The 24788-nt window shown below is 62.0% G+C and carries 23 protein-coding genes; 12 read left to right on the top strand and 11 right to left on the bottom strand.

Annotated elements, in window-relative coordinates:
* The 3 genes from KHP60_RS17235 to KHP60_RS17225 form a co-directional block, all read right to left on the bottom strand.
* A partial coding sequence (locus KHP60_RS17235; RefSeq protein ID WP_213565561.1) for a cache domain-containing protein occupies positions 1-1194 on the bottom strand: 1194 nt, incomplete at its 3' end.
* A gap of 269 nt (positions 1195-1463) precedes the next feature.
* Entirely contained in the window at positions 1464-2402 is a 939-nt protein-coding gene (locus tag KHP60_RS17230) for a dihydrodipicolinate synthase family protein (protein WP_213565560.1), read from the bottom strand.
* A gap of 32 nt (positions 2403-2434) precedes the next feature.
* Positions 2435-4168, bottom strand: a complete 1734-nt coding sequence (locus tag KHP60_RS17225) for an IlvD/Edd family dehydratase (protein ID WP_152714756.1) — start codon at positions 4166-4168, stop codon at positions 2435-2437.
* Positions 4169-4331: 163 nt separating this feature from the next.
* Here KHP60_RS17225 and ytfQ point away from each other — a divergent pair, with 163 nt between their 5' ends.
* The 8 genes from ytfQ to mmsB all read left to right on the top strand — a co-directional run bounded on the left by ytfQ (position 4332) and on the right by mmsB (position 13802).
* Positions 4332-5294, top strand: coding sequence for a galactofuranose ABC transporter, galactofuranose-binding protein YtfQ (gene ytfQ, locus KHP60_RS17220; protein WP_173946472.1), 963 nt, complete (start codon positions 4332-4334; stop codon positions 5292-5294).
* Positions 5295-5360: 66 nt separating this feature from the next.
* Complete coding sequence (gene ytfR, locus KHP60_RS17215) at positions 5361-6869, top strand: galactofuranose ABC transporter, ATP-binding protein YtfR (RefSeq protein ID WP_213565559.1); 1509 nt, start codon at positions 5361-5363, stop codon at positions 6867-6869.
* Complete coding sequence (gene ytfT / locus KHP60_RS17210; RefSeq protein ID WP_213565558.1) at positions 6870-7874, top strand: galactofuranose ABC transporter, ATP-binding protein YtfT; 1005 nt, start codon at positions 6870-6872, stop codon at positions 7872-7874.
* Positions 7871-8830, top strand: a complete 960-nt coding sequence (gene yjfF, locus KHP60_RS17205; RefSeq protein ID WP_213565557.1) for a galactofuranose ABC transporter, permease protein YjfF — start codon at positions 7871-7873, stop codon at positions 8828-8830. The genes ytfT and yjfF overlap by 4 nt, the downstream gene beginning before the upstream one ends.
* 20 nt (positions 8831-8850) lie before the next feature.
* Entirely contained in the window at positions 8851-9621 is a 771-nt protein-coding gene (locus KHP60_RS17200; RefSeq protein WP_249688873.1) for a FadR/GntR family transcriptional regulator, read from the top strand.
* Between the two features lie 325 nt (positions 9622-9946).
* Positions 9947-10990: a multiple monosaccharide ABC transporter substrate-binding protein gene (chvE, locus tag KHP60_RS17195; RefSeq protein ID WP_409366294.1), complete on the top strand. Its 1044-nt coding sequence runs from the start codon at positions 9947-9949 to the stop codon at positions 10988-10990.
* Between the two features lie 81 nt (positions 10991-11071).
* On the top strand, positions 11072-12601 hold the full coding sequence (mmsA, locus tag KHP60_RS17190) for a multiple monosaccharide ABC transporter ATP-binding protein (RefSeq protein WP_213565554.1): 1530 nt from the start codon (positions 11072-11074) through the stop codon (positions 12599-12601).
* Positions 12602-12692: 91 nt separating this feature from the next.
* Positions 12693-13802, top strand: coding sequence for a multiple monosaccharide ABC transporter permease (mmsB, locus tag KHP60_RS17185; RefSeq protein ID WP_409366293.1), 1110 nt, complete (start codon positions 12693-12695; stop codon positions 13800-13802).
* An 89-nt stretch (positions 13803-13891) separates the two neighbouring features.
* Here the strand turns inward: mmsB and KHP60_RS17180 are convergent, their stop codons facing one another.
* Together KHP60_RS17180 and KHP60_RS17175 are read right to left on the bottom strand one after the other, a co-directional pair.
* The gene (locus tag KHP60_RS17180) at positions 13892-14206 is read right to left on the bottom strand and encodes a hypothetical protein (protein ID WP_213565552.1); all 315 of its coding nucleotides are present in this window, start codon (positions 14204-14206) and stop codon (positions 13892-13894) included.
* A gap of 182 nt (positions 14207-14388) precedes the next feature.
* The gene (locus KHP60_RS17175; protein WP_213565551.1) at positions 14389-14562 is read right to left on the bottom strand and encodes a hypothetical protein; all 174 of its coding nucleotides are present in this window, start codon (positions 14560-14562) and stop codon (positions 14389-14391) included.
* Between the two features lie 230 nt (positions 14563-14792).
* Between KHP60_RS17175 and KHP60_RS17170 the strand changes: the two genes are divergently transcribed.
* Positions 14793-15017 (top strand): hypothetical protein, encoded by a 225-nt coding sequence (locus KHP60_RS17170; RefSeq protein ID WP_213565550.1) that lies wholly within the window; start codon positions 14793-14795, stop codon positions 15015-15017.
* A gap of 153 nt (positions 15018-15170) precedes the next feature.
* On the opposite strand, the gene KHP60_RS17165 is transcribed toward KHP60_RS17170, so the two are convergent.
* From KHP60_RS17165 to KHP60_RS17150, 4 genes are all read right to left on the bottom strand, one after another.
* Positions 15171-15872 carry an outer membrane protein gene (locus tag KHP60_RS17165; RefSeq protein ID WP_213565549.1) on the bottom strand — a complete coding sequence of 234 codons (702 nt, stop codon included), beginning with the start codon at positions 15870-15872 and terminating at the stop codon, positions 15171-15173.
* 306 nt (positions 15873-16178) lie between these two features.
* Positions 16179-16601, bottom strand: coding sequence for an NUDIX hydrolase (locus KHP60_RS17160; protein WP_213565548.1), 423 nt, complete (start codon positions 16599-16601; stop codon positions 16179-16181).
* A 62-nt stretch (positions 16602-16663) separates the two neighbouring features.
* Entirely contained in the window at positions 16664-17155 is a 492-nt protein-coding gene (locus KHP60_RS17155) for a phasin family protein (protein ID WP_213565547.1), read from the bottom strand.
* A gap of 35 nt (positions 17156-17190) precedes the next feature.
* Positions 17191-17571, bottom strand: a complete 381-nt coding sequence (locus KHP60_RS17150; protein ID WP_213565546.1) for a phasin — start codon at positions 17569-17571, stop codon at positions 17191-17193.
* 202 nt (positions 17572-17773) lie between these two features.
* Here KHP60_RS17150 and KHP60_RS17145 point away from each other — a divergent pair, with 202 nt between their 5' ends.
* The 3 genes from KHP60_RS17145 (at position 17774) to KHP60_RS17135 (ending at position 23739) form a co-directional block, all read left to right on the top strand.
* Positions 17774-20440, top strand: a complete 2667-nt coding sequence (locus KHP60_RS17145) for a HAMP domain-containing sensor histidine kinase (RefSeq protein ID WP_213565545.1) — start codon at positions 17774-17776, stop codon at positions 20438-20440.
* Complete coding sequence (locus tag KHP60_RS17140; protein ID WP_311925112.1) at positions 20440-20886, top strand: GNAT family N-acetyltransferase; 447 nt, start codon at positions 20440-20442, stop codon at positions 20884-20886. Before KHP60_RS17145 ends, KHP60_RS17140 begins: the two co-directional genes overlap by 1 nt.
* Positions 20887-21015: 129 nt before the next feature.
* Positions 21016-23739 carry a bifunctional acetate--CoA ligase family protein/GNAT family N-acetyltransferase gene (locus KHP60_RS17135; protein WP_213565544.1) on the top strand — a complete coding sequence of 908 codons (2724 nt, stop codon included), beginning with the start codon at positions 21016-21018 and terminating at the stop codon, positions 23737-23739.
* 177 nt (positions 23740-23916) lie between these two features.
* On the opposite strand, the gene bfr is transcribed toward KHP60_RS17135, so the two are convergent.
* A complete protein-coding gene (gene bfr, locus KHP60_RS17130; protein ID WP_213565542.1) occupies positions 23917-24402 on the bottom strand; it encodes a bacterioferritin in 486 nt (161 codons plus the stop codon).
* An 81-nt stretch (positions 24403-24483) separates the two neighbouring features.
* Positions 24484-24741 carry a bacterioferritin-associated ferredoxin gene (locus tag KHP60_RS17125; protein ID WP_213565541.1) on the bottom strand — a complete coding sequence of 86 codons (258 nt, stop codon included), beginning with the start codon at positions 24739-24741 and terminating at the stop codon, positions 24484-24486.
* Positions 24742-24788 lie beyond the last annotated feature (47 nt).

Here is a 24788-nt window from a genome sequence, read left to right as displayed (position 1 = left end):
GGCGGCCAGGTCCTGCACCGCCGCATCGGTGCGCCGGGCGCCCTGCACGGCCCGCTCGGCGATCTGCGAGGACTGGCTCACCTGGCTGGCGATCTCGCGGATCGAGATCGACAGCTCCTCGGTGGCGGCCGCCACCGTCTGCACGTTCGAGGAGGTCTGCTGGGCGGCCGACGAGACGGTGACCGACTGCTGCGTGGTCTGGCCGGCGATCGACGTCATGGTCTGGGCCGTGGCCTCCATCTCGGTGGCCGCCGCGGACAGCCCCTGGGTCAGGGCCGACACGTTCAGCTCGAAGCGCTTGGTCAGCTGGTCGAGCACCTCGGCCCGGCGCATGCGGGCGTCCGCTTCCAGGGCGGCCGCTTCATCCGCCTGCTTCTTGGCGAGCAGCGCATCCTTGAACACCTGAACGGAGCCGGCCATCACACCGATCTCGTCCCGGCGGGAGGTCCCGTCGATCGTCACGCCGAGATCGCCGCTGGCGAGCGCGCGCATGTTCGCCACGAGCTTCTGGATCGGCCTGGAGATGCTGCGTCCGAGACCGAAGGCGATCAGGAGAAGGAACGCTGCGGCACATGCAACGAGCGTCAGGAACAGGTTGCGGTAGGAAGCGGCGGTCGCGGCAAGGTCATCGATGTAGACGCCGCTGCCGATCACCCATCCCCATTTGTCGAAACTCGTTGCATAGGAGAGCTTTGGAAGAGGCTCCGGCTGGTTCGGCTTCGGAAAGAGATAGGCAACGAAGCCGCCACCGGTCCGCCCGGCATTTCCGATCTCTTTGAGGAACGCGACACCGTTGGCATCCTTCACCGCAGAGTTGTCCTTCCCTTCCAGGGTCTTGCTGAAAGGATGCATCAGCATCACCGTCTGGTAATCCTGGATGAAGAAGTATTCGGAGCCGCCATAGCGCAGAACGCGCAGCGTATCGGACGCACGCTTCTTCGCTTCGTCCTCGGACATTTCTCCACGCTTTGAGCGGATTTCGAAATCAGCCACGATGCTGACGGCCGTTTCCACGAGGTGCTTGAGCTCAGTTTTCTTCTGTTCGGTCAGGACGGTCGAGATCGTGACGGAGCCGAAGTTCGCGAGCGCAATCAGGCCCACAATTCCTGCCGCGATCCCAGCATAGAACCGGCCGGCAACACCGGAGAACGAACGCGTCAGCTTGTTGCGAATGGTAGAACTCTTATCAGACATTTTTCTTTGCGAACCTGCCCGCATCGCCACGGGGGGCGCGCGCCCCCACGACACGCTCTACCAGGTTCTTCAAGTCTGAAAGAGTTGCCGTGCTCGTCAATAAGTGAAAACACTTAGAGCTTTCTGACGCCTTATTATCGGTTCTTTAAATCAGCTCATAGCGTCTCTTCGCGGAGAAGAATATTTGCCTCAAATAGAAAGAAAAAGCCGCAGATGTCATGCATCTGCGGCGAATTATACTTTAGGCGATGCTAGGTCGCGGCTTCATTTTACCGGCCCCAGCGCAGCACCATCGGGTCGAGGCGGCGGGCGACTTCGATCAAGCCTTTCCTTGTCTCCGGATGCAGGGGTTGCAGCGGACGGCGGACGGCTTCCGACTGAATGACGCCGCCTTCCTTCATGAGCACCTTGGCGGCCAGAAGTCCGCACTGCCGGTTCTCGTAGTTGATCAGCGGGAGCCAGCGCTCGTAAGCCGCGGCGGCCTCTTCTTTGTTGCCGGCCATGTAAGGATCGATGATCTTGCGAATGCCGTCCGGATACGCTCCGCCCGTCATGGCGCCCGTGGCGCCGGCATCGAGATCGGCCATGAGGGTGATCGCTTCCTCACCGTCCCACGGTCCTTCGATGGCATCCCCGCCGAGAGCGATCAGATCGCGCAGCTTGGACGCCGTGCCGGGAACCTCGATCTTGAAGTAGGAGACGTTGGCGATCTCCTTGGCCATGCGCGCAAGGAATGTGGCGGACAGGGAGGTGCCTGCCATTGGCGCGTCCTGGATCATGATCGGGATGCTGATGGCATCAGAGACCTGACGGAAGAACTCGTAGATCCCGGGTTCCGAGACGCGCAGCGTCGCACCGAAGAAGGGCGGCATGATCATGACCATGGCCGCACCTGCGGCTTCCGCCCCTTTGCAGCGCTCGACACAGATGTCCGTAGAGAAATGGCTGGTGGTGACGATGACCGGAACGCGCCCGGCAACGTGATCGAGCACCGTTGTCATCACGGTCTCGCGTTCGCCGTCGGTCAGAAGGAACTGCTCGGAAAAGTTCGCGAGAATGCAGATTCCGTCGGAGCCCGCATCGATCATGAAATCGATGGCGCGCTTCTGCCCTTCGAGATCAAGTTTGCCGTTGTCATCGAAAATGGTCGGTGCCACCGGAAATACGCCACGATAGGGGCGCGTGGAAGTTTTGCCAGACAAGGACATGGTTTCTCCCTTCAATATCTACAGTGTCGTGTTCAATGGTTGTCGCGTGGAACGGGCGATCCTGTCCGTCCGACGAGAAAGTCCAGATCGACACCTTTGTCGGCCTGCAGAACGTGGTCGATATAGAGCTTGGCCCAGCCGCGATCGGCGTGCGGTGTGGGCGGAACCCAGGCGGCGCGCCGGCGCTCCATCTCCTCGGCCTCGACGTGAAGATGCAGGCTGCGCGCTGCCACATCGAGGGTGATCAGGTCGCCGTTCTGCACCAGGGCGAGCGGGCCGCCGGCGGCAGCCTCGGGCGCCACGTGCAGCACCACCGTGCCGTAGGCAGTGCCGGACATGCGCGCATCCGAGATGCGAATCATGTCGCGAATGCCCTTCTTGAGCAGCTTCTGCGGCAGCGGCATGTTGCCGACCTCCGCCATGCCCGGATAGCCCTTCGGGCCGCAGTTCTTCAGCACCATGATGCAGGTCTCGTCGATGTCGAGATCCTCATCGTCGATGCTGTGATGCAGATCCTCAATGGTCTCGAACACGACCGCACGGCCCGTGTGCTGCATGAGCTCGGGCGAGGCCGCCGACGGCTTGATGACGGCGCCGTTGGGGGCGAGATTGCCTTTCAGGATCGCAATGCCGGCTTCCGGCTTGAAGGGCTCCTCGAAGGTGGTGATCACCTCGCGGTTCCAGCACGGTGCGTCCTTCACGTTCTCCCAGATCGGCTTGCCGTTGACGGTGAGCGCATCCTTGTGCAGCAGGCCGCGCTCGCCCAGCGTGCGCAGCACGACCGGCAGACCGCCTGCATAGTAGAAATCTTCCATCAGGAAGCGGCCGGAGGGCATGAGATCGACGAGGCAGTGGATCTCGCGGCCGAGCCTGTCGAAATCGTCGAGGGTCAGGTCGATGCCGACGCGTCCCGCAATGGCGAGAAGATGCACGACCGCGTTGGTCGATCCGCCGATGGCGGCCAGCGTGCGGATGGCGTTCTCGAAGGCTTCGCGCGTCATGACCTTCGACAGCACGAGGTCTTCGTTCACCATTTCGACGATGCGCCGTCCGGCCATGCGGGCGAGATGGTTGCGCCGTGCATCGGCGGCGGGGATCGCGGCATTCTCCGGCAGGCCCACGCCGAGCGCCTCGACCATGGAGGCCATGGTCGAACCGGTTCCCATCGTCATGCAGTGACCGGCCGAGCGGTTCATCCCGCCTTCCGCCTCATGGAATTCCTGCAGCGTCACTTCTCCGGCGCGCAGCTGCTCGCTCATGGAAATGATGTTCGTGCCGGAGCCGATATACTTGCCGCGATAGACGCCGCGTAGCTGCGGACCGCCCGACACGCCGATGGTCGGCAGGTCCGCCGAGGCCGCGCCCATCAGCAGGGCAGGGGTGGTCTTGTCGCATCCCATGAGGAGCACGACGCCATCGAGAGGATGGGCGCGGATGGCCTCTTCCACGTCCATGGCCGCCAGATTGCGGAACAGCATGGCGGTCGGGCGCATGGTCACCTCGCCGAGGGAGGAGACGGGAAATTCGAGCGGGAAGCCGCCGGCATCCAGCACGCCGTATTTCACATGCTCGGCAATCGTGCGGAAATGGGCGTTGCAGGGCGTCAACTCGGACCAAGTGTTGCAGATGCCGATCACGGGCCGGCCCTCGAACTGGTCCTGGGGAAAGCCGCTGTTCTTCAGGAAAGAGCGATAATAGAAGCCCATCTTGTCCTGACGGCCGAACCAGGCTTGGCTGCGCAGCTGGCGTTTTTTGTCCTCGGTCATTCTCTCGGTGCCTTTGAAACTCTGTATCGCCTCGCCGAAGGAGGCTTAAGGGAACGCGACTTTGGTTGAATAGGCGCTCAATTCGATTCATATAATAGTACTAATAGTCAGCTGTTAAGGCTGCTAAAGTCGAACAGCAACGACAAATTTAGGGAGAAAGCTCATGAAGGCCCGTCATCTTCTGACGACAATCGGCATGGCTGCGCTGATGCTGTCCTCAGGCGCCGCCTACGCCCAGAACAAAATGACCATCGGATTCTCTCAGGTCGGATCGGAATCCGGCTGGCGCGCAGCCGAGACGAAGGTCTCAAAGATCGAGGCCGAGAAGCGTGGCGTCGACCTGAAGATCTCCGATGCGCAGCAGAAGCAGGAAAACCAGATTCGCGCCGTCCGCTCCTTCATCGCGCAGGGCGTCGACGCCATCTTCATCGCGCCGGTCGTATCGACCGGTTGGGACGCCGTCCTGAAGGAAGCCAAGGATGCCAAGATCCCGGTCGTTCTGCTCGACCGCTCCATCGACACGAAGGACGAGTCTCTCTATCTCACCGCCGTGACCTCCGACACCGTCTACGAGGGCAAGGTGGCTGGTGAGTGGTTGGCCAAGGAGACCGGCGGCAAGTGCAACGTGGTCGAACTGCAGGGCACGGTCGGCTCGAGCCCGGCGATCAACCGCAAGAAGGGTTTCGATCAGGTCGTTGCCGCCAATCCCGGCATGAAGATCGTCCGTACGCAGTCCGGCGACTTTACCCGCACCAAGGGTAAGGAAGTCATGGAAAGCTTCATCAAGGCCGAAGGCGGCGGCAAGAACATCTGCGCCGTCTACGCGCATAACGACGACATGGCGATCGGCGCCATTCAGGCCATCAAGGAAGCGGGCCTGAAGCCTGGCAAGGACATCAAGATCGTCTCCATCGACGGCGTACCGGATATCTTCAAGGCCATGTCCGATGGTGAGGCCAATGTCACGGTCGAACTGACACCGAACATGGCAGGCCCGGCGCTCGACGCGCTCATGGCCTTCAAGAAGGACGGCACGGCTCCGAAGAAGTGGATCCAGACGGAATCCAAGGTCTTCACGCCCGAGACGGCAAAGGCCGAGTACGACAAGCGCAAGGATCTCTACTGAGATCTTCTGTATAGGCGGCAGGCGGGCAATCGCCTGCCGCCTTGCGCATGAGCCGTCGAGGATGTAATGCAGCCATTGAGTGACCAGCCTCAGCTTCTTGAGATCAGGAGTCTGACAAAGGGCTTCCCGGGCGTGCAGGCGCTCGACCATGTGGACTTCACGCTGCACGCGGGCGAAATCCATGGCCTCCTGGGGGAGAACGGTGCCGGCAAGTCGACTTTGATCAAAGTGCTGACCGGTGTCTTCAAGCGCGACGCAGGCACGATCCGCCTTGATGGGCAGGAGATCGAGGCGCGGGATCCTGCGGACGCGCTCTCGCTGGGCATCGGAACCGTTTATCAGGAAGTCAACCTGCTGCCGAACCTGTCGGTTGCGGAGAATCTGTTCATCGGTCGTCAGCCGCACCGTTTCGGCCTCGTGCGCACCGGCGAGATGCGCCGCCTGTCCGAAGAACTCCTGGCAGGCTATGGTCTCGACATTGATGTCGCCAATCCCCTGAGCGCCTATTCGGTGGCTGTGCAGCAGATCGTTGCCATCGCCCGTGCGGTCGATCTTTCGGCCAAGGTGCTCATCCTCGACGAACCGACGGCGAGCCTCGATGCCCAGGAGGTCGAAACCCTTTTCAAGCTCCTGAGTGACCTCAAGAACCGCGGAATCGGCATCGTGTTCGTCACGCATTTCCTCGATCAGGTTTATGCGGTCTGCGATCGGATCACCGTCTTGCGCAACGGACGTCTCGTGGGCTCCCGCCCCATCTCGGAATTGCCGCGGATCGAGCTCGTCTCCATGATGCTGGGGCGCGAGCTCGCGGCGGAAGCGCTCCATCGCAACCAGCGCAGCGCTGTCCTGGGAGAGCCGCTGGTCGCGTTCAAGGATTACGGCAAGCGCCGCCTTCTGGAGCCGTTCGATCTGGCCGTGCGTCCCGGCGAGGTGGTGGGCCTTGCAGGCCTCCTCGGCTCCGGCCGGACGGAAACGGCCAAACTGGTCTTCGGCATCGAGCGTGCCGACAGCGGACAGGCCTTCGTCGACGGTAAGCCCGTGCGCATCGCCACGCCGCGCGATGCAGCGCGACTGCGGTTCGGATTTACCCCTGAGGATCGCAAGACGGAAGGCATCGTGGCCGAGTTGTCCGTGCGCGAAAACATCATCCTGGCCCTTCAGGCGCAGCGCGGCTGGCTGCGTCTGATCCCGAGGCGCAAGCAGGAGGAGATCGCCGAACGCTTCATCAAGCTGCTCGACATCCGCACGCCGGATGCGGAAAAGCCCATCGGGCTTCTCTCCGGCGGCAATCAGCAGAAGGCGCTGCTCGCCCGCTGGCTTGCCACCGAACCGCGCTTCCTCATTCTCGATGAACCGACACGCGGTATCGATGTGGGCGCTCATGCCGAGATCATCCGCCTGATCGAGCGCCTGTGCGAAGACGGGCTTGCCCTTCTTGTCATCTCATCCGAACTGGAGGAGATCGCCTCCTACAGCGATCGGGTCGTCGTCCTGCGCGACCGGCGCCACGTGCGGGAACTCTCCGGCTCCGAGGTGAGCGCCGATACCATCATGACAACCATTGCAGGCCATTGAATGAGCGGTATGATTCAGGCCAGTCCCTCGCGCATCCTTCCCAAGGGGCTTCCGCAGATTGCGGCTCTCATCCTCGTCTTTCTCGTCAACTGGCTCGTCTTCCGCGACTTCTTCGCCCTGCGCCTGCAGGACGGGCGCCTCTTCGGCAGCCTCATCGATGTGCTGAACCGCGGAGCGCCGGTGGCCATTCTGGCCCTAGGGATGACCCTCGTCATCGCGACCCGGGGCATCGATCTCTCCGTCGGTGCCGTCATGGCGATTGCGGGCGCCACGGCCGCGACACTGACGGCGCAGGGCTATCCGTTGCCTGTTGCGCTGACCGCCGCTGCCGGAATCGGCCTGGTCTGTGGCCTCTGGAACGGGTTCCTCGTCGCCGTGCTCGAGATTCAGCCCTTCGTGGCGACCCTGATCCTGATGGTAGCGGGACGCGGTTTCGCGCAGCTGATCACTGAGGGGCAGATCATCACCTTCGTGAGCGAGGGGTTTGCTGCCATCGGCGGCGGCTCCTTCCTGATGTTGCCCATGCCGGTCGTGATTGCCATCGTGATGCTGATCATCACGCATTTCGTCGTCCGCCACACGGCCCTGGGTCTCTTCATCGAATCCATCGGCGCCAACGTCCGCTCCAGCGCCTATGCGGGCATCGGCACCAAGGTCGTGACCATCGCGGTCTACATGTGGTGCGGCCTGTGCGCGGCCATCGCGGGGCTGATCGTAACGGCGGACATCCGCGGTGCCGATGCCAACAATGCCGGCCTCTGGCTCGAACTCGATGCAATCCTCGCCGTGGTGATCGGCGGCACGTCCCTATTCGGCGGACGTTTCAGTCTCGGCCTCTCGGTTGTCGGTGCCCTGATCATCCAGGCCATGAACACAGGCATTCTCCTGAGCGGTTACCCGCCCGAATACAACCTCATCGTGAAAGCCATCGTGGTGCTCGCCGTGCTTCTCGCCCAGTCGCCCGTCCTGTCGGCCATCCGTTCCGTGTGGAAGGCAAAGGCATGATCAGGCGTCACCTTCCCGTCCTCATCACGCTCGCCGTTTTCATCCTCGGCTATCTGATCTGTCTCGCGCAATTTCCGAGCTTCGCCTCGACCCGCGTGATTGGTAATCTGCTGACCGACAATGCGTTTCTCGGCATCGTGGCCGTCGGCATGACTTTCGTGATCCTGTCCGGCGGCATCGATCTCTCGGTCGGCTCAGTCATCGCCTTCACAGGTGTGTTCCTGGCCGTCACCATCGAGAAGTACGGGCTCAACCCCTATCTTGCCTTCGTCCTGATCCTGGGAATTGCGGCTCTGTTCGGGGCTGGCATGGGTTTCCTGATCCACACGTTCCAGCTCCCGGCCTTCATCGTCACGCTAGCGGGCATGTTCCTGGCGCGCGGCCTGTGCTTCGTGCTCACCACGGATTCGATTCCGATCAGCGCCCCCGCCTATGGCCAGATCACGGATATTGCCTTCGGTCTGCCGGGCGGTGGGCGACTGACCTTCATCGCCATGGTCATGTTGCTGACGTTCGCGGTCGGCGTAGTCGTGGCGCATTTCACCCGCTTCGGTGCCAATGTGTACGCACTTGGCGGCAACCGGACCTCGGCGGAACTCATGGGCGTGCCGGTCGGGAGGACGACCATCCGGATCTACATGCTGTCGAGTTTTCTCGCAGCCTTGGCCGGAATCGTGTTTTCTTTCTATACCTCCGCGGGCTACTCCCTGGCTGCGACCGGGGTCGAGCTCGACACGATTGCGGCGGTCGTGATCGGCGGCACCCTTCTCACGGGCGGCTATGGGACGATCATCGGCACGCTCGTGGGCGTACTCATCCAAGGATTGATCCAGACCTACATCACGTTCGAGGGAACCTTGAGTTCCTGGTGGACCAAGATCGCCATCGGCGCCCTGCTGTTCGCCTTCATCGTGCTGCAGCGGGGCCTGTCGGCGGCATCGCTTCGAACAAGGTAGAGCCAGGAAGGAGAATGGTGTTGCTGAACGGTATCCAGAGGCCTTCGAGAGCGCGATCAGCCCATGATCTCGTTGCCCATGGGATCGGCCAGAACATCATGCAGGGCCACTTTCCCGTCGGCAGCACGCTTCCGGGCGATGCGGAGCTTATGGAGATCTTCGGAGTCTCGCGAACCGCTCTCCGGGAGGCCTTGAAGACGCTTGCCGCGAAGGGCCTGATCGAGTCGAAGACGAAGGTCGGCACGAAGGTTCTGGATCGCAACAACTGGAATATGTTCGATGCCGACATCCTCGGATGGCATCTTGAGATGGGTGTCGATGCCCGCTTCCTGGGGTGGCTCTTCGAGATCCGGCAGATGCTCGAGCCTTTGGCCTGCGCAACCGCCGCCGTGCGGCGCTCCCCGGAGCAGCTCAAGGAAATGTACCGGTCCCTCCAGGCCATGTACCAGTGCGAGAGCAGCCGGCAGGGCTTCACAAAGGCGGACCTCGCCTTCCATCAAGCCATTCTGGAAGCCTCCGGAAACCCCTTCCTGCAATCGATCGGATCGGTTATCGGTGCCGCCTTGGCGACCTCGTTCACGATCAGCTCGCCCGTCTCCAGCGACGAGCGCTTCAAGGAGGTCATGCGGCAGCATCAGGCGGTGTTCGATGCCATTGAGAAGCGCAACCCTGTCGCAGCAAGCGAGGCCATGTCCGAGCTTATCCTGCAGGCAGCGGAGCGGGTTCAGATCAAGCATGTGGAAAGCTCGCTTGCGACGGTCCAGATCCACGCCTTCTCGGGCGTGGAGTAGAACGCCTGCTTTCCGTTCGCCTATGGGAAACCAGACGCTCCGGCGCGCTCAGGGAGCCTTGCTGGACAAAATAGTATTATAGTATGATTTATGGGCCGGCGTGAGGGATCTAACACTCGGCCCGCGGAGACGGGTAGGGCTGCCCCAAGAAGGAGTTCTGCCCTTATCATAGGGTCAAAAGGCTGCCGGGTGACGTTGGATGCCCAAGCCGGGTCGGGACCATCGGGACCCTGGAACGAAGAATGCTGAATATGCGCCGGGCGAGATAATGTCGTCCCGGGCATGGACGAGAGGGAGAACGACCTTGAAGACATTCACGACCACAATGGCAGCCGTGGCTCTTGGAGCCTTTGGCCTGCTCGGCGCCGCCCAGGCACAGGATAAGGGCACGGTCGGCGTGGCCATGCCGACGAAGTCGTCCGCGCGCTGGATCGACGACGGCAACAACATGGTCAAAGTGCTCAAAGAGAAGGGCTACAACGTCGACCTGCAATATGCCGAAGACGACATTCCGAACCAGCTCTCGCAGATCGAGAACATGATCACCAAGGGCTCCAAGGTGCTCGTAATCGCGGCCATCGACGGCACGACGCTGTCCGACGCGCTGCAGCAAGCCGCCGACAAGGGCATCAAGGTCATCGCCTATGACCGTCTGATCCGCAATTCCAAGAACGTCGACTACTATGCGACCTTCGACAACTTCCAGGTCGGCGTTCTCCAGGGCGGCTATATCGAGAAGGCGCTCGGCCTCAAGGAAGGCAAGGGCCCGTTCAACATCGAACTCTTCGGCGGCTCGCCCGACGACAACAACGCCTACTTCTTCTACAACGGCGCCATGTCCGTTCTCGACCCCTACATCAAGAGCGGCAAGCTGAAGATCGCCAGCGGCCAGACCGGCATGGACAAGGTCTCGACCCTGCGCTGGGACGGCGCGGTCGCGCAGTCGCGCATGGATAACCTGCTCTCCGCCTACTACACCGACAAGCGCGTCGATGCGGTTCTCTCGCCTTATGACGGCCTGAGCATCGGCATCATCTCCTCGCTCAAGGGCGTGGGCTACGGTACGCCGCAGCAGCCGATGCCGGTCATCACCGGACAGGATGCGGAAGTCCAGTCCGTCAAGTCGATCCTTGCCAAGGAGCAGACCTCGACAGTGTTCAAGGACACCCGCGAGCTCGCCAAGGTCGCGGCCAACATGGTCGATGCGGTGCTCTCCGGCAAGCAGCCTGAAGTCAACGACACGAAGACTTACGAGAATGGCGTGAAGACCGTTCCGTCCTATCTGCTGAAGCCGGTCAGCGTCGATGCTTCGAACTGGAAGGAAGTTCTGGTCGGCAGCGGCTATTACAAGGAAGACCAGTTCAAGTAATCAGCTTGACGAAGACTGGACCCTGCGCACCTGCGCAGGGTCCTTGCTCATTTCTGGAAGGCTGTTGCCTGAGGTCATGCGATGAATGCGATCCTTGAGATGCGAGGGATCACCAAGACGTTCCCGGGCGTGAAGGCGCTGGACAACGTCAACATCACGGTCAAGGCCGGCGAGATCCACGCCCTGGTCGGCGAGAACGGTGCCGGCAAATCCACGCTGATGAAGGTTTTGAGCGGCGTCTATCCGCACGGCTCATATTCCGGCGAGATTCGTTACGACGGCGAGGAGCGGCGCTTCTCCGGCATCGCCGACAGCGAGAAGCTCGGCATCATCATCATCCACCAGGAGCTGGCCCTTGTGCCGCTCCTGTCGATTGCGGAAAACATCTTCCTCGGCAACGAGCAGGCCAAGTACGGCGTCATTGACTGGTCTGTAGCTTTCGCACGAACGAAGGAGCTGTTGCGGCTCGTCGGTCTGAAGGAATCGCCCGATGAGCTGATCACCAATCTGGGCGTCGGCAAGCAGCAGCTCGTGGAGATCGCCAAGGCGCTCTCGAAGAAGGTGAAGCTGCTCATCCTCGACGAGCCGACCGCGAGCCTGAACGAGAAGGACAGTGACGCGCTCCTGAACCTGCTGCTCCGGTTCAAGGAGCAGGGCATTTCCTCGATCCTGATCTCGCACAAGCTGAACGAGATTTCGAAGGTCGCCGATTTCATCACGGTTCTTCGCGACGGCGGCACGGTCGAAACGCTCGACTGCCGGGCTGAAGCAGTGAGCGAGGACCGCATCATCCGCGGCATGGTAGGCCGCACCATGGAAGACCGTTACCCGAAGCGCGAGCCGAAGATCGGCGAGACCATCTTCCAGGTTGAGAACTGGTCGGCCTATCATCCGCTCCACAACCATGTGCAGGTGGTCAAGAACGTCAACCTGAACATCCGTCGAGGCGAGATCGTCGGCATCGCCGGGCTGATGGGGGCCGGACGGACCGAGTTCGCCATGAGCCTGTTCGGCCGCAGCTACGGCCAGAACATCTCCGGCCGCGTGACCCTGCATGGCAAGGAGATCGATGTCGGCACGGTGGAGAAGGCGGTCTCCAACGGGATTGCCTATGCCACCGAGGATCGGAAGACCTACGGCTTGGTGCTGGCCGAGGATATCCGCAAGAACGTGACCCTTGCCAATCTCGAGGGTGTCTCCAAGAGGTTTGTGATCGACGAGATCCAGGAGCTCGCCGTTGCCAACGACTATCGCGCCAAGATGCGGATCCGCAGCCCCAGCGTCTTCCAGGAGACGGTGAACCTGTCGGGCGGCAACCAGCAGAAGGTGGTTCTGAGCAAGTGGCTCTTCTCCGACCCGGAGATCCTGATCCTCGACGAGCCGACCCGCGGCATCGATGTCGGGGCGAAATACGAAATCTATACGATCATCAACAGGCTGGCCGATGCCGGCAAGGGTGTTCTCATGATATCCTCGGAGATGCCGGAACTGCTCGGCATGTGCGACCGGATCTACGTCATGAACGAAGGCTCCCTGATTGCCGAGCTCGACATCGCCGAGGCATCCCAGGAAAAGATCATGCACGCTATCGTTAAGTCGGGGAGGCGCTGAGATGGACACGAGAACCGCTGACGAGATTCAGGTTCCCCAGCAAAAGGCGTCGTGGACGGCGTTCGTCAAAACCCATTTCCGCGACTACGGCATGCTGCTGTCGCTGCTGGTCATCATGCTATTTTTCCAGGTGGTGACCGACGGAACCCTGCTGCGGCCGCTCAATCTCACAAACCTGGTGCTCCAGAACAGCTACATCGTCATCATGGCGTTGGGGATGCTGCTCGTCATCGTCGCCGGGCATATCGACCTCTCGGTCGGCTCCATCGTCGGTTTTGTCGGCGGTCTGGCTGCCATGATGATGGTGCGGTGGGGCTTCGATCCCGTGACGACCACCATCGCCTGCCTGATCGTCGGCGGCATGATCGGTGCGGCTCAGGGCTATTGGGTCGCCTATTTCAAGGTGCCGTCCTTCATCGTCACGCTCGCCGGCATGCTCGTCTTCAAGGGCCTGACCCTGGCGCTCCTTGGCGGCATGTCGGTGGGTCCATTCCCGGTGGTGTTCCAGCGCCTAAGCTCCGGCTTTATTCCGGATGTTTTCGGAGGCCAGGGCTTCAACTACACCGCGCTGTTCCTCGGCGCCGCCAGCGTGGCTGTCATCATCTATTTCAGCTTCCGCAGCCGCGCCAACCAGTTGAAGCACGCAGTCGAGACGGCGCCGTTCGGCCTGTTCGCGTTCAAGAACGTTCTGCTGGCCCTTCTCGTCGTCGCGTTCTGCTACCTGATGGCGACCTATCGCGGCCTGCCGAACGTGCTCGTCATCATGGCGGTGCTGATCGCGCTCTATGCCTTCGTGACCAACCGGACCACGATCGGCCGGCGCATCTATGCGCTCGGCGGCAACGAGAAGGCGGCCAAGCTGTCGGGCATCAAGACCGAACGCCTGACCTTCCTCACTTTCGTCAATATGGGCGTGCTGGCAGGCCTCGCCGGCCTGATTTTCGCAGCCCGCCTCAACACGGCCACGCCGAAGGCCGGCCTCGGCTTCGAGCTCGACGTCATCGCGGCAGTGTTCATCGGCGGCGCTTCGGCAACCGGTGGCGTCGGCAAGGTGACAGGAGCGGTCATCGGCGCCTTCGTGATGGGCGTCATGAACAACGGCATGTCGATCCTCGGCATCGGCATCGATTACCAGCAGGTCATCAAAGGCCTCGTGCTGCTCGCAGCCGTGTCCCTCGATGTCTACAACCGGAAGAAGTGAGGGTTGTTGCTGGCTTCAAGCGAGCATTCAGCCAAACGGCGAGCCAAGGCTCGCCGTTTCCATATGGAGCTTTTCTCCAGAAATTTGGCTTAGCGAGCCGCTGCGGTCATGCCGGCAGCTTCGGGAACCGGGCTCTTGGTCAGCGTCATCTTGCTGTTGCCGCGGTCGCACGACACCGTGACGAAGCCGTCCGACGCGCTGATCCGGACTGTGACCACATCGCTCGTGCTCACGAGCTTGACCGGTTCCTCGTCCACCTCCTGCGCAGCCTCGTTGATGATGGAGAGGCATTCCCCGAATGGCATGGATGCAATGCGCGTGTCAGCGGACTGGGCCAGGACAACCGAGCCGCTCGCAAGGGCACCCATGGTGCCGAGCATGATTGCAAGCAAAGAGGAGCGCATTGACCGATTCTCCTAACGCTCGGAGAACACCACTCCCGAGGGTTTTCCGCTGTGTCCTATCGCACACGGGGAAGGAACGTGCCTCACCACGGACCGTTCCTCGCCGTCAATGTCGCAGGGGAGGGCGGGCCGCCGTCATCGACAGATATTGCACGGCCACCGTTAGAAATGTCTAAATAACCTTAGCCGCTGGACTCCTTCTGATGCCCGGACAACTGGCGTCCTCGTTGCTCGGCCCTTTCCAAAGCTTCAGCGAGTAGGCGGCGGCTCTGCATCAGAGCATGTTCATCCGGCATGGCCGCGCTCAATGTGGCGAGAATCCTTTGAGCCTCCATCTCATGGCGCGTTTCAGGCATGACAATCTCCAGCAAGCTATGCCAATGCAACTGCCTGACGTCTTCCCGGTTCCTGCACGCCGGGTTGGTCCGCGTCAGGACCATATTTCTGACGTAATAATATCTAGCCTGATCAATACTGCTCGATGGCTTCAGGGACTATGTTCCTGGCCGGCAAAATTGATTAATGCTTAACCTCTCACATTGCGCGTTCAGACATGATTCATCGCAAGATTGTCAGGGATGGTCCTATGGCGACAGGCGGACCAGACCCATTGAAGGATGCTCTCACTCTCCAGGCGCGGGTCAAGGGCTTGCAGGCCCTGCTCGAACTGCAACTCTGGCAGATCGAAGTGCTCAACAAGAGGCTCTATTCGTCGGAGTCGGGTGGCGTTGCCGCGCGGCGTCTGCTGGCCCTGAAGCGAAGCGAGAAAGAGGCTGCATTCAAGGTGCCGAAGAGTGTGAACGATCCCTGATGCAGCGATGAGCGTCCATCACGCAAAGAAGCCCGGTGCTGCCACCGGGCTTCTTTGCTTTTCGAACTCAGGCTCAAGGATGTGCCAGTCATGAGGAGGAGCATCGGGCCCGAAAGTGCATCCCACTTCGATGTTCGATGCTTTGGCGCCTGATCAGTTGAACTTGTAGTTCACGCCGGCGCGCAACACGCCGAACTCCGCGTCGCGGTCCACGTTCACGCGGCCACCAAGGGTGTAGTTGTCCTTCGTGTCGAGATCGACGTAGAGGCCTTCCACCTTGGCGGTGAAGTTGTTGGTGATGGCGTATTCCACGCCGCCGCCGAGGGTCCAGCCCCAATTGACCTCGTCGCCGCTGTGATAGCCGAGCAGCGGATCGTAGCCGCGGTTGCCGCCGATATCGCCGTAAGCGAAGCCGCCGGTGCCATAGACGAGGGCGCGGTCGAAGGCGACGCCGACGCGGGCGCGGATCGTGCCGAAGAAGCCGTCCGAGTCGCCCGGATAGTAGGTGGTCCCGTAGGAGGCACCCTTGTTGCCGACGGCGGCATATTGAAGATCCGTCTCAAGGCCGCCCACGAACATGCCGAACTGATAATTGTAGCCGGCCTGGGCACCGCCGATGAAGCCACCGCTCCGTTTGCCGTTCCTGAACGCCGGATCGTAATAGCGGCTGTCACCCACATTCCAGCCATAGCCGGCATTCAGACCGGCATAGAAGCCGGTCCAGGTGAAGACCGGCAGTGCATTGTAGGCCGGAGCAGGAGAATAGCGGCCCGGCAAGTCAGCCGCGTGGGCCGTCGAGGCCGCAATGGCCAGAGCCGCTGTGGCAGCGAGCAGTCCAAGAGCAGAGGTACGCATTACTGTATTCCGTGCTTAACAACAAAAGATCGGATAGGCATTTATTGCCTGTCACAGGTCTAATAAGGGATAACGAGAGATTGTTGCAATATGCTGGCCTGTAACCATTCGAAACATGATTGATGATTTATGAATGTTTACTGATCATCAACCATAGCGTCCGCACTCGGATTGAGATCACGAGCCGTTTGTGCGCAGATTGCAACGTGAAGTTCGGCCGCGAGGCCTCAAAGTAAGAGACAAAACTTGGCCTCGCCTTTGTCGAGGCGAGGCCTTTTTGTTTTGTGCTCGATCCTTAAAGGTCGCTCAGGTTCGAAGCTCGTGAGCGCGTCGAGCAATCACATCCACATCAGCACTCATGGCCGGCGTGTTCGGTTTGAGGTCCGCGATGGGAAACCAGCGTGCCTCGAGGGCGTCGTCGCCGGCAATGGGCTCGCCTCCAATCCAACGGCATTGAACGGCGATCAGGATGTAGTGCTGACGAATGTCGCCGCCTGCGTCCCGCACCAGAACATCAAGAGCAGTGAGGACGTCTTGGGCCGCTGCATGAACGCCGGTCTCCTCGCGGAGCTCCCGGATCGCTGCATCCTTGACCGTCTCGCCGAACTCGATCTTGCCGCCGGGAAAGCCCCACAATCCGGCATCGGGCGGATTGGCACGGCGCACGAGCAGGGCCCGGCCCTCGTGAACGACGACGGCGATGACGGCGGGAATCGGTGAAGACGACATGAAAATGGCCCGGCCTTGGATGGCCGAGCCTTAACGCATGAGTTTGCCGCTGGGTAGCTTGCTTAGCGACCCGAACGGTGGAGTGCCGATTGCAGGGGCTCCAGGCTTTTGGTGAACCAGAGCGCCGTGGTCTCGGCGATGTCCTTCCACTGGGCGGAAGCTGTCTCGTAGACTTGGCGTGTCGCCTGGCTCTGCGCCTTGAGGGTCTCGGGCAGAGGGGAGGGGCTGATCGCCGAGCGCCAGAGATCGAGGGCAGCGAAGCGCTGCGTGTTCATGGCGTCGATGATCTTGTCGTTCACTTCCAGGGCACCCTTGGCCGAGGCCGCCACGGCCTCGCTCATGGCCTGGCGGAGGGCGTCACCCTGCTTCTTGGCGGAAGAGAAGATGGCTCCTGCCTCGACGGTTGTCGCAGCAGTCGCAGGAAGCGAAGCGGGCTTCGTCTCCCTGACGGCCTCGACGGTCTCGGCTGCCGAAATGGCGGCCATCTCGACCAGATCGGCCTTCGGCATGCTCTTGACTGTACTCTTGGCTCTGGGCTTCTTCACTTCCGCCATCGTGACGTCCTCGTAAGATTTCAGGGAGAAGGAGATTACTTCTTGGAGCCCGGCTGTTTCATGGCCGACTGGGCCAGGGAGCCGAATTCCTTCATCTGGGTCTGCATCGCCTCGAACTGATTGCGGACGAACTCGGCCTGGATCTGCATGGCTTCCTGCATGTCCTTGGCGCGCACCATCCTCTGAGCGAGGTCGAAAGCGGCCGAGAGGTTCTGCTCCGTATAGGAGAAGGTCTTGCGGGCGGCATCCTTGGCGCTGGCCTGGACGGTGGTCGCCGAGCCTTCGAACGTATCGGCGGTCTTCTGCGCGGCACTCATGAAGCCATCGATGGCCTTACGTGCCTGCTCGACGCTCTTCTCAGCGAAATCGCGCATCTCCGGGGGAATCTCGTAACCTTGGGGCTGGTTGGTAGCCATGGGCTGCTCCTTGTTGTTAAGGCATTTGTGCAGTGCAATATCACATTGTGCACCGCAAAATCAACTCCCTGATGCCTCGTCATATTAAGGTTACCTCAAAGTAAAAGGATTCAAGTGTCCTGCCTTGCATGCTTGGCTGCTGATATTAGTCTAGAAGCTCCCGAAGAGGTTTCTCTGAGACCTTTCACAGCAAGGGCCGTTGATGACGGGTGTCCCCAACCCATTCGAAGCGCTGATTGCGCGGCTTGCCGCCGAGCCGGACTTGAGCCTTTTGGCTGGGTCCGGAGCGGGCGTCCTCGTCTGGGATCAGACAGGGGAGAGGCTGCTCTGGGCATCGCCGGCCGCCGAGGGGTTGCGGGACTCCTTTGTGGATGAAGCCGGCCGGGTCAACCCAGGCTTCCGGGCGCGTGATCGTATCAAGGCCCTGGCCAGCGGCCAGGCGCCGCGGCAGGGCGTCCACCAGGAGCGGCTGCGGCTCGATCCGACCCGCCCCTGGCTGCCGGTCCCCGTCATCTGTCGCCTGGCGTCCCACGAGAACGGCGAGACCGTTCTCGTGACCGCATTCATGGGACCCGTGCCCAAAGCATCCTCCTTTTCTCGTACGGCACGGCGGGCCGAGCCCGCAAATCTTGAACCTGTCACGCAAGCCGAAGCCGCTCCTCAGCCGGAAAGGCGTCCCGGTCCGATCCGTTTCATCTGGCATACGGATGCGGAAACTCGTTTCACCGATGTGTCAGCCGATCTTGCCCAAGCTGTTGGAGCGATGGCCGGCAACATCGTCGGACAGACCTGGGACGAGGTAGCCCGCTCGGTCGTCGAGGATCCGAGCGGAGCCGTTGCGGCGCTGTTCGCCCGCCGCGAGACTTGGAGCGGACGCACGGTCCTTTGGAACATCGACAATTCACGCCTGCAGGTGCCAGTCGACTGGGCCGGCATGCCCGTCTTCGGTCCGGGCCGGAAACTCATTGGCTTCCGCGGCTTCGGCCTCCTGCGCATGGATGCCGTCCAGGAGCGCGAGGCCTCCGACGCCGCCGCCGATCTGATTGCGCAGAGCTTGGCCCATGACGAGACGTTCCCATTCCGGCCGCCTGAGGAAATGCCGGCGCTAGAGCCCGCTGCCGAGCCCGAACCGCCCGAGGAGGAAAGCTGGTTTTCGAACCTTCGCGATCAGGTGGCTGAAGCGCTAGGCAACAGCAATCCGGAACCTGCCGAGCCAATCCGTCCGGCCGAGAAGCCAGCTCCGGCATCGGGCCTCTCCAATGCGGAGCGCAACGCCTTCCGTGAGATCGCGCGCGCGCTCGGAGCGCGCCTTGAGGAAGACACGCCTGTTCAGGATGGAAGCCGAGAAGAAGCGGCAGCTTCGGAAAAGACTGAGCCCGTGGCCGGGATCGAGCGGGCTCCTCCGCCGCCAGCGGCTCCCGTCAATGGCAATTCTGTCCTTGACCGGCTGCCGATCGGGATCTTGGTCCACCGTGGCGAGACCATCCTTTTCGCCAACCGCTTCCTCCTGGACCTGACCGGCCATGACGATGTCGAGCAGATCCGAGCCGAGGGCGGTCTCGTGCATCTGTTCCGCGGCTCTCCCGCGCTTGGCGGACAAGGGGACGAGGATTCCGCGCTCGCACTCACCACACGGGGGAACAAGAACATCGCCGTCACCGTGCGCTCCTCCTTGGCCGAATGGGATGGCGAGCCGGCGGACCTCATGCTCATCCGCAAGTCGTCCGGCACAGAGGCTCCGTCGCCTCCGCAGGACGGCCGCGTCCATGAGCTTGAGGCGATCCTCGATACGGCGACCGACGGAGTCATCGTCCTCAACGAGACGGGGCGCATCCTCTCCCTCAACCGTTCAGCCGAAGCTCTGTTCGGCTATGACGAGCAGGCCGTGGCAGGCGATGCCATCACCGTGCTCCTGGCGCCCGAGAGCCATATGGTGGCCCTCGACTATCTCGAAAGCCTGCGCACTCCCGGTGTCAGAAGCTTGCTCAACGACGGGCGCGAGGTTCTGGGCCGGGAACGGCAGGGCGGATCGATTCCGCTCTTCATGACCATGGGGCGTCTGGGCGATGGGCCCGATCGCCGGTTCTGTGCGGTTCTTCGCGACATTACGGCCTTCAAGAAGGCTGAGGGCGAACTGATCGGCGCCAAGCATGCGGCCGAGGAGGCGAGCGCCCAGAAATCGGATCTTCTGGCCAAGATCAGCCATGAAATCCGCACACCCTTGAACGCCATTCTCGGCTTTGCCGAGGTCATGCTCGAGGAGCGGTTCGGGGCCATCGGCAATGACCGCTACAAGGAATACCTCAAGGACGTTCACGCCTCCGGCTCCCATGTGATCAGCCTCGTGAACGATCTGCTGGATCTGGCGAAGATCGAGGCCGGGCGGCTGGAATTGTCCTTCACGGGTGTCAGCCTGAATGAACTGGTCTCGTCCTGCGTGACCCTGCTCCAGCCACAGGCCGCGCGCGACCGCATCGTCATGCGCATGAGTTTTGCACCCAAGCTGCCGCCGGTGGTGGCCGATGAGCGCTCCATGCGCCAGATCGTGCTCAACCTCGTCTCCAATGCCATCAAGTTCACCGATGCGGGCGGGCAGGTCATCGTCTCCACGGCCGTGACCGACCGGGGCGAGGTCGCATTCCGGGTGCGGGACACCGGCATCGGCATGACGCCGGAGGAAGTCGAGGCCGCCCTCGAGCCGTTCCGGCAGCTCGCCACCTCGCGCAAGCGCGGCGGCACCGGTCTTGGATTGCCGCTGACCAAGGCACTCGTCGAGGCGAACAGGGGCGCTCTCCAGATCGCGAGCCAGCCGAGCGAGGGAACGCTCGTCGAAGTGATCTTCCCGCCGACGCGGGTTCTGGCGGAATAGTGTCTCGCTTCACCCTGCGCCGCGCCGCCTTGTCGGACATGTCGGCTGTCGCGCGATTGAACCGCCACGTGCGCAAGACCTGCCTGCATTACCTGCCGGATCTTCATACGCCGGATGAGGATCTGACATTCTTTCAGGAGCAGGTTTTTCCGACATCCGAGGTCTGGCTGGCCGCGGCCGGCCCGCAACTGATCGGATTTGCCGGGGCAAAGCTCGATTGGCTTGATCATCTCTATGTCGATCCGGCGTGGCACGGCCGGGGTGTGGGATCGACTCTGCTCGCCACAGTCAGGGAAGATCACGACGAGTTGAATCTCTGGACGTTTCAGAAGAACGTCCAGGCCCGCCGCTTCTATGAGCGGCAAGGCTTCAGGCTGATCACAATGACGGACGGTTCAGGCAATGAAGAGCGTTGTCCGGATGCCCGGTATCGCTGGGTGCGCTGAAGCATTTTCGGTCAGAGCGCCGACCGCCTGGCGCCCAATTGCGATCAGTCAACGGTGTCGGTCCATATTGCGATTATAAGTGGCTGCAATACGTACTGACTCCGGATGGCCACGAGACGAAGGATCGTCATGTCTACCTATCGCCTCGACAAGCTGTTTGCTCCCCGTTCCATCGCGGTGGTCGGCGCGAGTCCGCGTCCCGGCTCTCTCGGCCTGACCTTCCTTCGCAATCTTATAGCAGGCAGCTTCGAGGGAGAGCTTTTTCCCGTCAATCCACATCATGTCGAAGTCGAGGGAAGGCCCTGCTTCGCCTCCCTGTCCCAGCTGCCCGAGGTGCCGGACCTCATCGTCGTCGCCGTGCCGACCGAGCGAGTGCTCGGCGTGATCGAGGAGGCCGGGAGCGTGGGCGTGAGCGCCGCCATCGTGGCTACGGCGGGAATGGGCTACGGACCGAACTCTCTGGGCGATCAGGTCAGGCTTGCGGCACGCGCCCATGGCCTGCGCATCGTCGGTCCGAACTGCATCGGCGTTCTGGCGCCCCGTGCCAAGATGAATGCCAGCTTTGCGGCCCGCAGCGTCAGGCCCGGAGACTTGGCTCTCGTGTCCCAGTCCGGTGCTCTCGCGGCGGGCCTCGTGGAATGGGCGGCCCAGCGGCAGGTCGGCTTTTCGGCCATCGTTTCGCTGGGCGACAAGGTCGACGTGGATTTCAGCGATTGCCTGGATTTCTTCTCCGCCGACAGCGGGACCCGGGCGATCCTGCTCTATATCGAGTCCATCGACAACGCGCAGAAGTTCATGTCGGCCGCCCGTGCCGCCGCGCGCGTGAAGCCGGTTGTGGTCATCAAGGCCGGACGGCATGCTCAAGGAGCGAAGGCCGCCGCGACCCATACCGGGGCCCTGGCCGGCTCCGATGCGGTCTATGACGCCGCCTTCCGCCGGGCCGGCCTGTTGCGGGTTCTCGATCTCGATCAACTCTTCGCCGCAGCCGAGACGCTGGGCCGGCAGAAGCCGTTTCCTGGAAGTCGATTGGCAGTTCTTACCAATGGAGGTGGCATCGGGGTTCTCGCCGTCGACCGGCTGGTCGATCTCGGCGGCACCCTCGCCACTCTGTCGGAGAAAACGCGGAACGCTCTCGACTCCATCCTGCCGCCGACCTGGTCCCATGCCAATCCCATCGACATCGTCGGGGATGCGGACCCGGCCCGTTATGCGGGAGCCCTCGAGGCCCTCCTCGCCGATCCGGAGAACGATGCCGTTCTCATCCTCAACGTGCCGACCGCTATCGCCGGCGCGTCCGATGTGGCCGCGGCTGTCGCCAATGTGGTCAAGCGCGATCGTGCCAGGGGCTATCGCCAGAAGCCGGTCTTTGCCGCCTGGATCGGCGAGGATCCGGACTCGGCCCGCGTCTTCGAGGAGGCGCGTATTCCCCATTATGCGACGGAGGCCGATGCGGTCCGCGGCTTCATGCAGCTCGTGCGCTACCGGGAGGCGCAGGATCAGCTGATGGAGACGCCCGATAACCTCCCGCGCGACTTCGAGCCGGATCCGGAGGCAGCCCGCGCGGTGGTCGAGCACGTGCTCGCGCAGAACCGCCGCTGGCTCGACCCGCTCGAGGTCAACGCGCTCCTGCGGGCCTACGACATTCCGACCGCCCCGGTGACCCTCGCGACGACGCCGGAGGAGGCGGCCGAGGCGGCCCGTCCGATCATTGCCGAGGGCGGCACGGTAGCCGTCAAGGTGCTCTCGCCCGACATCGTGCACAAATCCGACATCGGCGGCGTGAAGCTCGATCTCACGACCGAGGAAGCGGTGAAAAAGGCGGCTACCGACATCTTCGAGCGTGCCGCCCGCCTGAAGCCCCAGGCCCACGTGACCGGCGTGACCGTTCAGCCCATGGTGCGGCGGGCGAAGGCCCGCGAGCTGATCGTCGGCCTGGCGGACGATCCCTCCTTCGGCCCCGTCGTGCTGTTCGGGCGCGGCGGCACGGCGGTCGAGGTCATCAACGACAAGGCGCTGGCGCTGCCGCCGCTCGATCTCAAGCTCGCCCACGACCTGATCGCCCGCACCCGCGTGTCGCGCCGCCTCAAGGCCTATCGGGACGTCCCGGCTGCCGACGAAGGTGCAATTGCCCTCACCTTGGTGAAGCTGGCCCAGATGGCGGCCGATCTGCCCGAGATCCGTGAGCTCGACATCAACCCGCTGCTGGCCGACCATACCGGTGTGATCGCGGTCGATGCCCGCGTGGCGGTCGCGCCCGAAACCCGCAAGGGCAGCGGCCATCCGCGTTTTGCCGTCAGGCCCTATCCCAGGGAATGGGAGCGCCACATCAAGCTTCGCAACGGGCGTGAGGCGTTCGTGCGGCCTGTGCGGCCGGAGGACGAGGAGGAGTTCCGGCGCTTTTTCGAGAAGATCACCCCGGAAGACTTACGTCTTCGCTTCTTCGCCCCGGTCCGGGATTTCAGCCACATGTTCCTGGCCCGCCTGACGCAACTCGATTACGCCCGCGCCATAGCCTTCGTGGCCTTCGATGAGGAGACTGGGGAAATGATGGGCGCGGTCCGTCTCCACGCGGATGCCAATCATGAGACCGGCGAGTACGGCATCCTTCTCCGCTCCGACCTCAAGGGCCTCGGATTGGGCTGGGAGTTGATGCGGCTGATGATCGAATGGGCGAAATCCGAGGGGCTGCACGAGATCGAGGGGCAGGTTCTGCGCGAGAACTCCACCATGCTCGACATGTGTCGCAGCCTCGGCTTCTCCATCCGCATCGATCCGGACGACCCGGAATTGCGCCTCGTGACCCTGCCGATCGCCTCGATCGAGGAGCCGGAGAAGCTCGCTCAGTCGGTGTGACAAGCAGAAGGCCCACACCGCTCCCCTCTTGACGTAAGGGCCGTCCCCGGACGTGATCCGGGGATCCGTCCCGGCCATCCGGATCGAGAAAAGCGCAGGGCTTTTCGGATCGAGATCACCGGCACAAGGCCGGTGATGACGGGGAGGGTATTGTTCTGTTTTACTGGAAGCAGAATCTTAATCGTGATCGTCGAGGCCGCCGATATGTTTCTGGGCGTAGAGCTCGATGCCGACCTGCTCGACAAGATTGATCTGGGTCTCGAGGAAGTCGATATGGCCTTCCTCATCCTTCATCAGCTCTTCGAACAGGATCTTGGAAACACGGTCGCCCACGCTCTCGCAATAGGCGGCGGCCTCCCCGTAGAGGTTACGGGCGTCGTATTCCGCCGCGAGGTCCGATTCGAGGATTTCCTGGATGTTCTGGCCGATGCGCAGGGGATCGAGCACTTGCAGGTTGGCGAAGCCCTCGAGGAAAATGATGCGCTCGATGAAGCGATCCGCGTGGTGCATCTCCTCGATGGATTCCTTGCGCCAGGTTTTCGCAAGCTCCTTGTATCCCCAATCGTCCAGCAGCCGGTAATGCAGCCAGTACTGGTTGACCGCCGTCAGCTCGCTACGCAGGCCGCGATTGAGATACTCGACTACCTTGGGATCACCCTTCATCCTACCCTCTCGTCCAATCGGCGCCGGATGCGCCGGACCATTCTTTAGAGGATTTATGAACTAGGGTGAAAGTCCTTTTGTTCAAAGGGTAGGTTCGGCAGCCGCTTTTTCCAGTGTCGTCGGGCAGCAGCCGCGGTTGCAGGCGGCGAGTGGTTCCACGCCCGCGTCACTCAGGGCCTGGTCCATGATGGCGCGGATCGTCCGCGCGCAGCGCCCGCAATTGGGACTGCAGCCGAGACAGCGATAGACCTGCGCCGGGGTACGCGGACATTCCGGTCCCGGCCTGAGGCACGCTTTGACATCACCGTCGGAGAGGATGTTGCAGGAGCAGACGATCATTTGTTGTTCTAGTTTAGAATGACTAAAAACTACATGCGATTTCAAAT

Source organism: Microvirga sp. 3-52, assembly GCF_018383585.1.
GTDB lineage: Bacteria > Pseudomonadota > Alphaproteobacteria > Rhizobiales > Beijerinckiaceae > Microvirga.
This window is presented reverse-complemented; position numbering and strand designations above follow the sequence as displayed.

What these genes read in the sequence shown, in the direction of transcription:
- KHP60_RS17135 (WP_213565544.1), top strand. Translation starts at nt 21,016, where the DNA reads ATGTCTACCTATCGCCTCGACAAGCTGTTTGCTCCCCGTTCCATCGCG.
- KHP60_RS17145 (WP_213565545.1), top strand. Translation starts at nt 17,774, where the DNA reads ATGACGGGTGTCCCCAACCCATTCGAAGCGCTGATTGCGCGGCTTGCC.
- KHP60_RS17175 (WP_213565551.1), bottom strand. Translation starts at nt 14,562, where the DNA reads ATGCCTGAAACGCGCCATGAGATGGAGGCTCAAAGGATTCTCGCCACA.
- mmsB (WP_409366293.1), top strand. Translation starts at nt 12,693, where the DNA reads ATGCTGCTGTCGCTGCTGGTCATCATGCTATTTTTCCAGGTGGTGACC.
- KHP60_RS17165 (WP_213565549.1), bottom strand. Translation starts at nt 15,872, where the DNA reads ATGCGTACCTCTGCTCTTGGACTGCTCGCTGCCACAGCGGCTCTGGCC.
- KHP60_RS17225 (WP_152714756.1), bottom strand. Translation starts at nt 4,168, where the DNA reads ATGACCGAGGACAAAAAACGCCAGCTGCGCAGCCAAGCCTGGTTCGGC.
- ytfR (WP_213565559.1), top strand. Translation starts at nt 5,361, where the DNA reads ATGCAGCCATTGAGTGACCAGCCTCAGCTTCTTGAGATCAGGAGTCTG.
- KHP60_RS17170 (WP_213565550.1), top strand. Translation starts at nt 14,793, where the DNA reads ATGGCGACAGGCGGACCAGACCCATTGAAGGATGCTCTCACTCTCCAG.
- KHP60_RS17125 (WP_213565541.1), bottom strand. Translation starts at nt 24,741, where the DNA reads ATGATCGTCTGCTCCTGCAACATCCTCTCCGACGGTGATGTCAAAGCG.
- KHP60_RS17230 (WP_213565560.1), bottom strand. Translation starts at nt 2,402, where the DNA reads ATGTCCTTGTCTGGCAAAACTTCCACGCGCCCCTATCGTGGCGTATTT.
- ytfQ (WP_173946472.1), top strand. Translation starts at nt 4,332, where the DNA reads ATGAAGGCCCGTCATCTTCTGACGACAATCGGCATGGCTGCGCTGATG.
- KHP60_RS17150 (WP_213565546.1), bottom strand. Translation starts at nt 17,571, where the DNA reads ATGGCTACCAACCAGCCCCAAGGTTACGAGATTCCCCCGGAGATGCGC.
- KHP60_RS17160 (WP_213565548.1), bottom strand. Translation starts at nt 16,601, where the DNA reads ATGTCGTCTTCACCGATTCCCGCCGTCATCGCCGTCGTCGTTCACGAG.
- KHP60_RS17180 (WP_213565552.1), bottom strand. Translation starts at nt 14,206, where the DNA reads ATGCGCTCCTCTTTGCTTGCAATCATGCTCGGCACCATGGGTGCCCTT.
- yjfF (WP_213565557.1), top strand. Translation starts at nt 7,871, where the DNA reads ATGATCAGGCGTCACCTTCCCGTCCTCATCACGCTCGCCGTTTTCATC.
- KHP60_RS17155 (WP_213565547.1), bottom strand. Translation starts at nt 17,155, where the DNA reads ATGGCGGAAGTGAAGAAGCCCAGAGCCAAGAGTACAGTCAAGAGCATG.
- mmsA (WP_213565554.1), top strand. Translation starts at nt 11,072, where the DNA reads ATGAATGCGATCCTTGAGATGCGAGGGATCACCAAGACGTTCCCGGGC.
- bfr (WP_213565542.1), bottom strand. Translation starts at nt 24,402, where the DNA reads ATGAAGGGTGATCCCAAGGTAGTCGAGTATCTCAATCGCGGCCTGCGT.
- chvE (WP_409366294.1), top strand. Translation starts at nt 9,947, where the DNA reads ATGGCAGCCGTGGCTCTTGGAGCCTTTGGCCTGCTCGGCGCCGCCCAG.
- ytfT (WP_213565558.1), top strand. Translation starts at nt 6,870, where the DNA reads ATGAGCGGTATGATTCAGGCCAGTCCCTCGCGCATCCTTCCCAAGGGG.